Raw genomic sequence first — 12,995 nt, 5'->3', positions numbered from 1 at the left:
GTCACCTCACCAGGTAGGCGTTCTTGAGCTTCTGCCGGCCGGCGAACGGGCCGTGGTCCGCCTCGTGCAACTCCACCCGCAGGTCCCCGGCGGTCGGGTCCTCCACCAGGGACTGCGCAAAGTCCCGCGACACCGAGGCCAGGTGTCGGCGGACCCCGTCGCGGCACGCGTCGGCGAGCGCGGCGCGCTGCGCGGCGGCCAGCGGGCGGCGCAGCTCGACGTGGATCACCGGCCGGGTCTCCAGCGCCGCGTCCTCGTGCAACGCCAGGCAGAACCGGCTGATCTGGGCGGCGTGCGGGTTGCCCGTGTACAGGCCGTACTCGACGTCCTGCGGGTAGAGGTTCGCGCCCAGGTAGGACACCGTGGAGTCGGCGCGGCCGAACAGCAGCAGCACCGGCAGCGTCATCCGTTCCTCGGCCACCGCGGTGCGGAACTCGGCCCGGCGCACCGGGTCGGCCGCCGCCAGCTCGACGATCCGCCGGTACGGCACCAGCAGCGCCTCGTCGCCCACGTTGTAGCGCAGCCGGGGCTGGAGCACGTGCGGGCCGGTCACGGTGCAGACCAGCTCCCGCCGCTCGTTGGTCTCCAGCCAGGTGGCGAACGGGTTGTACTGGAACACCATCGGCAGCCGCTGCTCCCCGGGGCCGAGCAGCTCCGCGCGCAGCGCGGCGTCGGTGCGCAGGCGCCGTCGCAGCCACACCGTGAACCGGGTCTCCGCGCCGATGCCGATGGTCAGGTCCGACGCGCCGTACGCCGAGCGCACCCGCACGAACCGCTGCTCCAGGTAGTCGCGCAGCGCCTCGGTCATCCCCTCCCCGCCGCAGCTGCCGAAGATCCGGTACCGCGACCAGGGGAAGTCCTCGGCGTCCAGCCGGTCCCGCAGGTGCTTGAGGAACGGCGGGTACGCGGTGACCAGGTAGTCGAAGTCCGGGCCGAACTCCCGCAGCGTGTCGACGATCTTCCCGAGGTCCGGCCCGGTGTTCTTCACCACCGCGATCCGGGCCATCGCCGCGCCGGTCGTGGTCCCGGTCGCCCAGGCCCCCATCGAGTACGCGTTGATCACGAACGGTCGGCGCATCGGGAACGCCAGCCCGGTGTAGCCGGCGATGTCCCGGTGCACCGCCCGCAGCTCCCGCTCGCCGCGCGGCCAGTTGAACGGCCGCCCCGACGACCCGGCCGACTCGTCGACCACCACCCCCTGTCGCGGCAGCCGCCCCCGCCAGCACCGCGCGGCAGCGGCGTGCGCCACCACGTACCCGAGCTTGTCGGTCTCCGGGAAGTCCCGCAGCCGGCGGCGGACGCCGGCCGGGCGGGCCCGCAGGAACGCCCGGTAGGCCGGCACCCGCCGGGCCGCCCGCACGCAGGTCGCCCGCGCGTTCGCCTCGGCGAGCCCGTCGAGCAGCGGGTGGTGGTGCCGGGCGAGCCACCGCCAGCCCGCCGGACGGCGGCCGACGAGCCGGACCAGCGCCGCGACCACCCGGGCCACGAGCGACAGCGCGGCCACGGCGGGCATCGGCGTCTCGACGGTACGCAGGACGGCGGGTCGGTGCAGCGTCTCGGCCATGCCCAGCATCCTGTCGACGCCGCGTCGCCGGCGCCTGAGCCGTGCGACGGTGATCGTGCTGAGTACCCGTACCCAGCCGCCGGTCAGGCCGCCGGCGCCCCGTCGCGCCGCACCGGCGGGCCGAGCAGCTCGTGCAGGTCGGCCTCGACGAGGTCGAGCAGGTCGGTGTCGAGCGTCTCCGGCATCCGCCGCGCCACCCCGGCCAGGAGGTCGGCCACCTGCACCCGTGGATCGTCCCGGGAGTCGGTCGTCACCAGTCCGGCCAGCGGCGACTCCTCGACCGGTCGTCCGGTGCCGTCGGCCAGGGCCCGCTGGAGGCGACGCAGCCGGTCGGCGGTCAACGCGCTCTGCTCGTCGTGGACGACCAGCACCCGCCGTCCGCCACCGCTCCAGGACAGCACGGTCTCGGCCAGCGCCGGCAGCAGCGGTTCCAGCGGTGGGGGGATCGACCGGTCGTCGGCGTAGAGGCGGGCCTGGACGGCGGCCACCCGGGCCCGGTCGAGCCCGGTGAGGACGGCGTCGGTGGGCGCGTGCCGCGCCAGCGCGTCCCGTGCCCGGAGGAACCGGTCCACGCTGCCGTCGCCGGCCCGGTCCCGCCGCTTGGTCCGGAGCATGTCGACGAACGCGGCGAGGAAGGCGGTCCAGTCGACGCCGGCCGCGCGCCCGACCCGATACAGGGCGAGAGCGGCTTCCCGGTACGCCGGGGCGAGACGGGTGCCGGCCGCGTACGACGGCTCCGCGATCAGCAGGTCGACGACGCGGGTGGCGAGGAAGAGCTGCTTGTCGACGAGGTGCACGTGCGCCCGCCCGCGCAGCGCCGCCAGGAACCACTCCCGCGCCTCGACGAACTCGGGAGCGCGGAGGAACTGCCGGGACTTGAACTCGTGCGGGGAGAACCGGAACCCGGCGCGCAGGGACGTGAGCAGTGCGGTCGCCTCGACGGCGGTCAGGTCGACGCTCGCGTGGGCGATCACCGGGGTGGCGGGGTCGAGCAGGTTGGTGCCGGAGAACCCGGACTCGTCGCAGGCGATCTCCACCACGGGACCGGCGGGGGCGTCGGCCGGCGGCAGCCCACCCTGCAGCGGCAGCCTCGTCCCGGGTCCCACCCGCCCATGCTCGCCCACGCGCCCGGATCGGTCCAGGGGATTGCCGCCCGTCCCGGGACACGACGGCCGTAACCGGGCGACGCGTTCGTGATCACACTCACCGCGTCGCGGACGTGGCCGCAACCGTTGAATGGGTACGACAGGTAACCATGACGTCGTCTACCGAGGTGCTCATGACCCACGTGCCCGGCCCCGTCGACCCGGCCCGCCTCCGGGAGGTGCTGGACGGGCCGTGGGCGGCGGTCCGCGACGCGCACCGGACGCAGCTCGACGAGCGCTTCCTCCCGGTGTACGGGGAGACCGGCGACGAGGCACGCGCGCGGATCACCCGGTTGCTCGCCGAGCTGCCGACCGGGATGGGCATGCCGTCGGCCTTCCCCGCCGAGTACGGCGGCCGGTCCGACATCGGCGGCTCGATCGTGGCCAGCGAGATGCTGGCACAGGTCGACCTGTCGCTGATGGTCAAGGCGGGCGTGCAGTGGGGGCTGTTCGGCGGCGCGGTGATGGCCCTGGGCACCGAGCGGCACCACGACGCCTATCTGCGCGACATCGTCGCCGCCCGGCTGCTGGGCTGCTTCGCGATGACCGAGACCGGTCACGGCTCCGACGTCCAGCAACTGCGCACCACCTGCGTGTACGACCCGCGGACGCAGACCTTCGACCTGCACACCCCGCACGAGGCGGCCCGCAAGGACTACATCGGCAACGCGGCCCGGGACGGCCGGATGGCGGTGGTCTTCGCCCAACTGGTCATCGAAGGGCGGCGGCACGGCGTACACGCGTGGCTGGTGCCGATCCGCGACGAGCGGGGACGGCCGCTGCCCGGCGTGACCATCGAGGACGCCGGGCCCAAGGCCGGCCTGCTCGGCGTGGACAACGGGCGGCTCAGCTTCGACCACGTCCGGGTGCCGCGGGACATGCTGCTGGACCGGTACGCCCAGGTGGCCGAGGACGGCACCTACTCCAGCCCGATCGAGAACGACTCCCGGCGCTTCTTCACCATGCTCGGCACCCTGGTTCGGGGCCGGGTCAGCGTGGGCGGCGCCGCGTCCGCCGCCACCCGCGCGGCGCTGACCATCGCGATCCGCTACGGCGACGTGCGCCGTCAGTTCGGCACCCCCGATGCCGATCGTGAGGTGCTGCTCAACGACTACCTGGCCCACCAGCGCAAGCTGCTGCCCGCGCTGGCCACCACGTACGCCCTGCACTTCGCCCAGAACGAGCTGGTCACGACGCTCACCGAGGTGCAGGGCGGCGGCGAGCCGGTCGACGAGCACCGGCAGCGGGAGCTGGAGTCCCGGGCCGCCGGCCTGAAGGCCCGACAGACCTGGCACGCCACCCGGACCATCCAGATGTGCCGCGAGGCGTGCGGCGGCGCGGGCTACCTGGCCGAGAACCGGCTGCCCGGCCTCAAGGCCGACACCGACGTGTTCACCACGTTCGAGGGCGACAACACGGTGCTGCTGCAACTGGTGGCCAAGGGGTTGCTCACCGGCTACCGGGACGAGTTCGGCTCCCTGGACGGGTGGGGGCGGGCCTCCTTCGTCGCCGACCAGGTCCGCGAGATGGTGCTCGAACGCACCGCCGCCCGTTCGCTCATCGAGCGACTGGTCGGTTCCGTGCCCGGCCGGGACGAGGAGGTCGCCGTCACCGACCGCGGCTGGCAGCTCAAGCTCTTCGAGGACCGGGAGAGGCACCTGCTCGACGGCGCGGTACGGCGCCTGCGCAACGGCGCGACGACGAAGAAGGACCGGCCCTTCGACATCTTCAACGACGTTCAGGACCACGTCCTCGCGGTCGCCGCGGCGCACGTCGACCGGATCGCCCTGGAGGCGTTCGTCGCCGGCATCGAGCGCACCGCGGACCCGGCCGCGCAGGCGTTGCTCTCCCGCGTCTGCGACCTGTACGCGCTCAGCGTCATCGAGGCCGACAAGGGCTGGTTCCTGGAGCACGGCCGCCTCACCCCGGCCCGCTCGAAGGCGATCACCACGGTGGTGAACGGGCTGCTCAAGGAGCTGCGGCCGCACATGCGCACGCTCGTGGACGGGTTCGGGATCCCGGATCTGTGGTTGCACTGCGCCGTGCTGCGCGAGGAGCCCGCTCGGCAGGAGGCCATGGCGGCCCGGGACGCCCGGTCCGTGTCCGACGCCGGCGACATGGGCCCGCGGCACTGACCGGCGCGCGGTTCGTCGGAGAAGACGGGCACGGGCGCGGCGACGGCTAGGCTCGTCCGCGTGGGCGCCCCGACCGGGGCGGTGACCGGAGGGGATCGGGTTGGTGGACGCGGAGGTCTCGGGCGGGGCAGCCGCCGCCGCCGGCCGGTGAACCCGTTCCACGCCCTCACCGGACTGGTCGGCCACTACGGCTATCCGGGACTCGCCCTCCTCGTCGGCGCGGAGGGCTTCGGCGTACCCACGCCCGGTCAGACCGCGATCGTCCTCGGCGCCGGATACGCGACGCACGGCCGGCTGACCGTCGTCGGGGTGGCGGTCACCGCGTTCCTGGCCGCGGTGGTCGGTGACAGCGTGGGTTACCTGATCGGTCGCTACGGCGGGCGCCGGTTGATCCTGCGCCACGGCCGCCGCGTGCGGCTCACCCCCGAGCGGTACGCGCGGATGGAGGCGGTGATGAACCGCCACGGCCCGAAACTCGTCGCGGCGGCCCGCTTCGTCGACGGCCTGCGGCAGTTCAACGGCGTCGTCGCCGGCGCCACCGGCATGCCCTGGCCCCGCTTCGTGCTCTGGAACGCGATCGGCGCCGCCGCCTGGGTCGGGCTGTGGACGACCGTCGGGTACACGGCCGGCGACCACCTGCGCGCCCTCGTCGTGGAGCTGCACCGGTTCCAGTGGTATCTGCTCGCCACCGCGGTCGTCCTCACGCTCGCGTACGTCGGGTGGTGGCTGACCCGCCGGTCGGCGCGCGACCGGCGATCGTCGTGAGGCCGAGCCCGCCGGCCCGCGGCTCCCCGACCTCCGAGGAGTGAGGCGCCCGCGGACGATCTACCGGTCGCGGTCTCCGGCGGCTTCGAACCCGCCTGGCGGCGCGGCAGGTCTCGAGAAGGGTCCCGGTCGTCCGGCCACGCCCGACGCCAGGCGGGAACGGTAGGCGCTGACCGCGGCGCGGTTGCCGCACCGGCCCTCGCAGTATCTCCTGGACCGGTTCTTGGAAAGGTCCACCATGACGTTGTGGCACGTGGGACGGGCACACGAACGGAGCCGCCGGAACTCGCCCCGGCGGAGCAGGTCGGCGACGGCGATCGAGGTGCTGATCGCGAAGCGGGTGGCGAGCGGCGCGTCCACCGGGACGACCTCGAGGCGGTAGCCCCACGGGCCCCGGTTCACCAGCCGAGGCCGGGCGTCGAATTCGTCGAGCAGGTCGTTGACCGCGCACGCCGCGCCGTCCTCGGTCGTCTGCCAGAGTGCCCGCACCCGTGGGCGGAGGCCACGCAGTGTCCGCAGGTCGTTCGCGCCGCAGACCGGCCCCTCCCCGGTGTCCAGGAGAGGAGCCATCCGGTCGAGCGCCGCGTCGTCGGGCCGGGCGTCGTCCGCCGTGGTCGTGTTCGCCAGCGCCGCGGCGGCGACCAGAGCCACGGCCGTCTCGTCCGGGAGGACGGATCCGGTTCGCTCCGGGCGCCGACGTGACCCGACCGGTGAGGCCGACCCGACACCCGGGGACGCCACGACGCCGGCGAGCCCGGGGATCACCGCGCGGTGGAGACCGGGGCCACCGGCCAGTCGATGTCCGAGGCCGACGCGCTGCTGGTGGTGCCCAGCACGGAGACGAGGACGGCAACGGCGATAACCAGGCACCTACGCATTGTCAACTCCAGATCAGAGGGATGGGGATGTGGACAGAACCGGCGGTCGTGCCGCTCGGGTTGTCCGCCCCGCTACGCGATAACCTATCGACATCGACCGGCCTTTGGCAAGGTGTTGCCTAGCTTTGGCATGAATCAATTCACCGTTGGCAACTCGCGCCCGGACGCGAGAAATCCTCGCTCGGACGCGGCGTTGACACGCCGCCCCCGGGAGCCCGCTCGGGCGGCCGCCACGCACCTCCGTCGGCACCGCACCAGGAGTCGACGACTCCGGACGACCCGCTCCGACGTGCCGGTTAAGCAGGTCAATTAGCCAGGTACCCGCAGAATTCGCCTGCTCCTCCGCCGCAGATCCCCGGACGAATGTGAAGCACCACGCAGATCCGACAAGGACGACAGAACCCGGGGAGTCCCGCCTTGATGCGGGTCGTCGACCCGTTGCCAGGCGGTGGCAGCCGCAGGGCGGCGCTCCGCGAATTCGGCGCCGGCCGCGCGTACCAGGAAGCGCGCTTTTGCCTACTTCATGCCAACAGTTTGCCTTGAATTTCTGCGGATCCCCTCCGTACGCGGAGCCGGGCCCCCGCCGCACGGCGACGACCCGGCTCCGGACGATTGTTGATCCGACTCGGTCAGCCCAGCACGCGCGTCAGCCAGCCGACGCGCGCCTGGTGGGCACTTCGGGACACGGTGGCGGTCGGCACCCACTCGTCGAAGCTGTGGAACGCGCCGGACCAGACGTGCAACTCCGCCTGCCCACCGGACTGCCAGATCCGGCTCGCGTACGCGATGCCCTCGTCCCGCAGCGCCTCGACCGAGCCCACCTCGAGGTATGCCGGCGGCAGGCCGGACAGGTCGATGGCCCGGGCCGGGGCGGCGTAGCAGGACACCGAGGCCGTCCCTCGGCGCGCACCGAGCAGCGCGGTCCATCCCGCCCGGTTGGACAGCCCGTCCCACAGGCCGACCCGGCCCAGCTGCCGGCAGGAGTCCGAGAGGCACCGGTCGTCCAGCATCGGGAACTGCAACAGCTGTCCCCGTGGTCGCGGGCCACCGCGGTCCCGGGAGAGCAGCGCCAGGCCGGCCGCCAGCGCGCCACCGGCGCTGTTGCCGCTCAGCACGATGCGGTCCGGGTCGAGACCGAGCGGGCCGGCGTGCTCGGCGAGCCACCGCAGCCCCGCGTAGCAGTCCTCCACCGGGGCCGGATCCGGGTGCTCGGGAGCCAACCGGTAGTCGACCGAGACCACGGCCAGGCCCAGCGCCTGCGCCCGGTCGAGCTCCCCGGCCAGCTCCGTGCTGCGGTGGCTGCCGGCCACCATCCCGCCGCCGTGCGTGTGGTACACCACGGGAACCGGCGCCGGGACGTTCGTCGGACGACAGATCAGCAGCGGGACGTCGGGAGCGCCGGCCGGGCCGGGAACGGTCCGCTCCTCGATCTCGAACGCCCCGTCGCGGCGGATCTGCGCGTCGGTCAGCCGGCCGGCACGGGACCGGCGTCGCCGGTCGGCGACGAGGTCCGCGGTGAGCGGCATCGGCAGCTCCGACAGGATCTCCGCCAGCGGACCGGCCAGTTCGGGGTCGAACGGCGGTGGGGCGGCGGCCACCGGGCGGGTCGCGGTCCCGGTCATCAGGCCTCCTCCAGCACGGCCAGGGCGTCCACCTCGAGCAACAGGTCGGGGCGGTAGAGCGCGACCACCTGGACCACGGTGCTGGCCGGCGGCCGGGCGGTGTCGATGAACTCGTCCCGGACCGCCAACACGGTCGGCAGGAACGCGACGTCGGTGACGAACCAGGTGAGCTTGACGACGTCGTCGAAGCCGCCGCCGGCCGCGGTCAGGCACCGGCCCATGTTGGTGAAGACCTGCCGCGCCTGCGCCTCGGGGTCGCCGGCACCGACCAGCTCCCCCTCGGCGTCGAACGCCATCTGCCCGGCGATCGCGGCGAGCCGGCCCCGCCCGACGACGACGTGGGTGTAGCCGGAACTCGGCTGCACGCCGGCCGGCTCGCTCAGGTGTGTGATCCGTGGTGCTGGCACAGGTGTCCTCCCGAGGATGCGCTGATGGGTGGGTGTGACGGCGGCCGGTCAGCGCGCGCGCAGCCGGACCGGCAGGCTCTGCGGGCCGTTCACCGCGATCGAGGCGACCCGGCGGCCCGGACCGTCCAGCTCGATCGCGTACGCCCCGTCCAGCAGCGCGGAGAAGAGCACCCGCATCTGTGCCCGGGCCAGCGTGGCGCCGATGCAGAAGTGCTCACCGACGGCGAGGGCGATGTGCCGGTTCGGGGTCCGCGAGATGTCGAACCGGTACGGGTCGGCGAACACGTCCTCGTCCCGGTTGGCCGAGGGGAGCCAGAGCACGACCTTGTCACCGGCGGCGATGGACCGACCGTGCAGCTCGTACGGGCGGGTGGCGGTCCGCACGCTGTGGGTGGCGCTCGACGTCCACCGCATGATCTCCTCGATCGCGCCGGGCAGCAGGCTCCGGTCCCGCGCCAGGCGACGCCACTCCCCCGGGTGTTCGAGGAGCGCCTGCACGCCGCCGATGAGGGCGAGCCGGCCGTTCTCGGTGGCCCCGATGAGGTTCTCGCAGTTGAGCACGACCTCGATCTCGGTGAGCAGCTCACCGCCCACGGTGCCGTGCAGCAGGGCGCTGACCAGGTCCCCGGTCGGTTCCTCCATCCGCCGGTACAGCAGGTCCAGGAAGTACTCGACGATGTCGGGGTGGGAGACGAGCGAGCTGTGGGCGGCGAACGCCTCGTCGGTCCACCGGTACAGCCGGTCGTGGTCGGCCTCGGGCACCCCGAGGATGTGCGCGATCACCGCCAGGGACAGCCGGCCCGCGATGTCGGTGGCGAAGTCGCAGGTCTCCCGTGCCGCCGCGTCGTCGAGGACCCGGCGGACAGCGGCCTCCACGTAGCCCTCCAGCGCGCGGACCGCGCGGGTGTTGAACCAGCCGGCCATCAGCGACCGCAACTGCTTGTGGCGGGGAGCGTCGGTGAGCGCGAGCGTCAGACCGCCGCCGGGGTCGGGGCCGACCACGGCCGGCCGCAGGAGCACCCCCTGCGCCGAGCTGAACGTGGTGCTGTCCTGGTAGACCGCGCGGATGTCGGCGTACCTGGTCAGGGACCAGAACGCCGGCAGCTCGCCCGCGTGCTGCCGGTGCACCGGGGCGTGGGCGCGCATCCACGCCCACAGCGGGTGCGGGTCGCCGTCGGCGTACAGGTCCGGGTCGGTGAGCCGGGACAGCGGCGGCGCGTACGGCCCGGCCGGATCGGAGGTGGTGGCCGGTACGGCGCTGATGGTCATGCCCGGGCTCCCGTCGCCTGGCTGTACACGTGCTCGGTGAAGTACTTGGCGAGGTCGTGCGCGGTCTTCGCGGTGACCGCGGTGGGGTGGTAGGCGATCTCCAGCCGCAGGCCGTCGCTGTCGGGCCACAGCTCGGCGTGCAGGTCCAGGGGCAGATCGAGATACGGCTGCCGGGCGAAGGTGACGCGGGCGCCGGGCAGCCGCAGCTCGGGCACGGCGTTGTCCTGGCAGGCGAACAGGGTCTGGTAGGCCGGTGGCCGTCCGGCCGGGCCGAGCAGGTGGGTTCCGGACAGGCTCTGGGCCGCGAGCCCCTGCCGGACGGCGGCGGCCACCGACCGCACGGCCGCGCGGTCGCCCGCGCACGCGGCGTCACGCAACCGCAGGCAGAGCATGCTGATGTGGCAACCGATCGCGCGTCGCAGCGCGGGGTCGTCGCGACGGGCCACCGGCACCCCGAAGGCGAGGTCCCGCTGACCGGTGACGTCGGCGACGCTCGCCGCCCACAGGGCAAGCAGCACGACGAACCGGGTGACGCCGGCCGTGGCGGCGGTGGCGTCGACGGCCGCGAGCGCGTCCGCGTCCAGCCTGGCCTCCACCCGCTCGGGCGGCCGGCGGCCTCCGGCCGGCACGATCGCGCCGGTCGGCGCCGCCCCGGCGTCGGAGCCGACGCCCGAGTCGTCGCCGTCGAGGGACGGCCACCGCAGTGGCGGCACGCCGGCCAGGTCGACGCGGGTCTCGGCGAGGCGGCGTTCGGGCTCGGCCAGGCGGTCGCGGGCGCGGGCGGCGCGGGCGAGGTCGGCCAGGGTCGGGCCGGCGCCGAGCGCGGCCGTGACCCGGTCGGGACCGGCGCCGGCCAGGGCGGCCCGGTAGGCCGTGCCGAGATCCTCGGCGAGCACGGCCTCGGACCAGCCGTCGAAGGCGACGTGGTGCACCGCGCATCCGAACACGGCCGTGGCCGGCGCGGGCGCCGGCCGGTCGACGGGGACCAGGACGGTCTGCCAGATCCGGGCGTCCTCCGGCGCCAGCGGCGCGGCGAGCGCCGCGCGGGCGGCGGCCCGGGCCGCGTCGACGCGGTCGTGCGACGGCAGCACGGTCAGCGCGGGCGCGGGCACGTCGTCGGGGTACGCCGCCGGCTCCGGGTCGAGCAGGTACGCCGCGCGCAGCGACTCGTGCCGCAGGTGCACCGCCTCGATCGCCCGGGCCAGGGCCGGTCGGTCGAGGTCGCCCTCGACGACCCAGCTGAGCAGGCAGTGCCCGGTGCGGTCGGCGGGGTTCAGCAGCTCCCGGGTGAGCTGCATGACCTGGACGGCGGTCAGCGGGGCGGCGTCGTCGTCGGTGGCCGGCGCGCCGGCCTCCGGTGCCGGGTCCGGGGCCGCGATCGCGTCGGACAGCCGGCGCGCGAGGCCCGTCACGGTCGGGTACTCGTAGAGCCAGGACACCGGTACGGGGGTGCCGGTGCGGGCCGTGAGACGGGCACACACCCGGCCGGCGTCGAGCGAGGTCAGGCCCAGTTCGGGGAAGGGGGTGCCCAGCCGGACCGTGCCCGTGTCGAGGACGGCGGCGAAGCACTCCGCGACGTGGCGCAGCACCGGGTCGTCGAGGGTGGCCGGGTCGGCGCCGACGACCGGATCCGGGTGGGCGACCGGCGGCGCCAGCGCCAGCAGCGCCCGCTCGTCGAGCTTGCCCTGAGCGGTGAGCGGGAACGCGGCGACACCGACCACCGCGGCCGGACGGTGGTGGGCGACGAGCGTGTCGCGGAGCCGGGGCAGGACATCGGACAGCGGAGCGTCGGCGCGGTTGGGAACGCAGAAGGCGATCAGCTCCCGGTCGCCGCGCCCGTCGGTGCGGGCGACCACCCGGCACTGCCGCACGTGCGGAAGCAGCTCCTCGATCTGGCGCTCGACCTCGGCCGGCTCCACCCGGTTGCCACGGATCTTGAGCTGCCGGTCGGTCCGACCGGTCAGGTGCAGCAGGCCGTCGGCGGCCCAGTTGCCGAGGTCCCCGGTGCGGTAGACCCGGACGTCACGACCGTCGAGGCGGACCCGGGTGAACTTGGCGGCGGTGAGGGCGGGGTCGCCGAGGTACCCGATCGCCAGTCCGTCGCCGGCCAGGCAGATCTCCCCGGTCTCACCGACCGCGCACGGGCGCTGCCCGTCCAGCACGTACACCTGCGTGCCGGGCACCGGCCGCCCGAGCGGGATGCCGCCGGGTCGGTCGCAGTCGTCCGGGCGGATCCGGTGGGTGGTGGCGAAGATGGTGCACTCGACCGGGCCGTAGCCGTTGAGCAGGACGACGTCGGGGTGGCGCGCCAGGAAGCGGCGGACGTGCGGCACGGACAGCCGCTCCCCGCCGATCATCACCTGGCGCAGCCCCCGGAACGCGTCCGGGTCCTCGTCCACCAGCAGGTTGAACAGGCTCGCGGTGCACCACACGGTGTTCGCGCCGTGCCGAGCCGATCCCTGACGCAGGGCCGAGGCGGAGAGGTAGGGATCGGCGACGATCAAAGAGGTGCCGCCGTTGAGCAGGGCGGACCACAGTTCGAGGGAGAAGGCGTCCCAGGCGGTGGCGGCGGCGAGGGGGGTCACCGTCGTGTGGTCGAAGCGGGCGAAGCCGCCGGGTTGCAGCAGGCGGGCGGTGGCGCCGTGCGGACTGACCACCCCCTTGGGCCGGCCCGTGGTGCCCGAGGTGAAGAAGACGCAGCAGGCCGCGGTGGGGTCGACGGCCACCGGTCGGAAGCCGGAGGGCGCGGCGACCGGCGCGGCCGCTACCGGCCACGCCGGCGCCGGGAGGTCTCCGGCCGGCTCGTCGCCGGTGACCACGAGCGGCGGTCGCAGGTCCGCGAGCACGGCGTCGCGCCGGGGCGCGGGCCACTCCGGCGGCAGCAGGCAGTAGGCGGCGCCGGCCTTCAGCACCGCCAGCAGCGCGACGACCAGGTCGAGGCCACGGGGCAGCAGGATCGGCACCCGATCGCCGGGGCGTACCCCGGCGGCGACCAGCCCGGCGGCCCAGGCGTCCGCGGTGGCGTCGAGCCGTGCGTACGTGAGGGCGCGGGTGCCCTCGACGACGGCGACGCCGGCGGGCCGCGACCGTGCCTGCCGGGCCACGGTCTGGTGCAGCCCTTCGGCCGGCGCGGTGTTGGGCGCGCCGACCGTCCATCGTGGGTCTGGTTGCACGCTGCCTCTCCCCTCGTCGGTGCCCTCTTGTGGTGAC

General features: G+C 74.4%; 10 protein-coding genes. 2 read left to right on the top strand and 8 right to left on the bottom strand.

Annotated features, from left to right (window positions below; all coding sequences use genetic code 11):
- Position 1 precedes the first annotated feature (1 nt).
- Entirely contained in the window at positions 2 to 1,564 is a 1,563-nt protein-coding gene (locus ACN27B_RS22240; protein WP_099164633.1) for a phenylacetate--CoA ligase family protein, read from the bottom strand.
- Positions 1,565 to 1,647: 83 nt separating this feature from the next.
- Positions 1,648 to 2,670, bottom strand: a complete 1,023-nt coding sequence (locus ACN27B_RS22235) for a hypothetical protein (protein WP_422741432.1) — start codon at positions 2,668 to 2,670, stop codon at positions 1,648 to 1,650.
- 149 nt (positions 2,671 to 2,819) lie between these two features.
- On the opposite strand from ACN27B_RS22235, the gene ACN27B_RS22230 reads away from it, so the two are divergent.
- Together ACN27B_RS22230 and ACN27B_RS22225 are read left to right on the top strand one after the other, a co-directional pair.
- Positions 2,820 to 4,844: an acyl-CoA dehydrogenase gene (locus tag ACN27B_RS22230; protein ID WP_253866515.1), complete on the top strand. Its 2,025-nt coding sequence runs from the start codon at positions 2,820 to 2,822 to the stop codon at positions 4,842 to 4,844.
- 60 nt (positions 4,845 to 4,904) lie between these two features.
- Positions 4,905 to 5,609 carry a DedA family protein gene (locus tag ACN27B_RS22225; protein WP_253866517.1) on the top strand — a complete coding sequence of 235 codons (705 nt, stop codon included), beginning with the start codon at positions 4,905 to 4,907 and terminating at the stop codon, positions 5,607 to 5,609.
- A 60-nt stretch (positions 5,610 to 5,669) separates the two neighbouring features.
- On the opposite strand, the gene ACN27B_RS22220 is transcribed toward ACN27B_RS22225, so the two are convergent.
- The 6 genes from ACN27B_RS22220 to ACN27B_RS22195 form a co-directional block, all read right to left on the bottom strand.
- The gene (locus ACN27B_RS22220) at positions 5,670 to 6,260 is read right to left on the bottom strand and encodes a CGNR zinc finger domain-containing protein (protein ID WP_253866519.1); all 591 of its coding nucleotides are present in this window, start codon (positions 6,258 to 6,260) and stop codon (positions 5,670 to 5,672) included.
- Positions 6,261 to 6,370: 110 nt separating this feature from the next.
- Positions 6,371 to 6,493, bottom strand: a complete 123-nt coding sequence (locus tag ACN27B_RS22215; RefSeq protein WP_255292609.1) for a hypothetical protein — start codon at positions 6,491 to 6,493, stop codon at positions 6,371 to 6,373.
- A 623-nt stretch (positions 6,494 to 7,116) separates the two neighbouring features.
- Positions 7,117 to 8,109 carry an alpha/beta hydrolase gene (locus ACN27B_RS22210; protein ID WP_422741431.1) on the bottom strand — a complete coding sequence of 331 codons (993 nt, stop codon included), beginning with the start codon at positions 8,107 to 8,109 and terminating at the stop codon, positions 7,117 to 7,119.
- On the bottom strand, positions 8,109 to 8,516 hold the full coding sequence (locus tag ACN27B_RS22205) for a RidA family protein (protein WP_099161404.1): 408 nt from the start codon (positions 8,514 to 8,516) through the stop codon (positions 8,109 to 8,111). Before ACN27B_RS22205 ends, ACN27B_RS22210 begins: the two co-directional genes overlap by 1 nt.
- A gap of 48 nt (positions 8,517 to 8,564) precedes the next feature.
- Complete coding sequence (locus tag ACN27B_RS22200; RefSeq protein ID WP_422741430.1) at positions 8,565 to 9,785, bottom strand: cytochrome P450; 1,221 nt, start codon at positions 9,783 to 9,785, stop codon at positions 8,565 to 8,567.
- Positions 9,782 to 12,958, bottom strand: a complete 3,177-nt coding sequence (locus tag ACN27B_RS22195; RefSeq protein ID WP_422741429.1) for an amino acid adenylation domain-containing protein — start codon at positions 12,956 to 12,958, stop codon at positions 9,782 to 9,784. The genes ACN27B_RS22200 and ACN27B_RS22195 overlap by 4 nt, the downstream gene beginning before the upstream one ends.
- Positions 12,959 to 12,995: the final 37 nt, after the last annotated feature.

Source organism: Micromonospora sp. WMMD754 (assembly GCF_049315235.1).
GTDB lineage: Bacteria > Actinomycetota > Actinomycetes > Mycobacteriales > Micromonosporaceae > Micromonospora > Micromonospora sediminicola.
The sequence above is the reverse complement of the archived record's forward strand: the minus strand, read 5'-3'. Positions and strand labels throughout refer to the sequence as shown.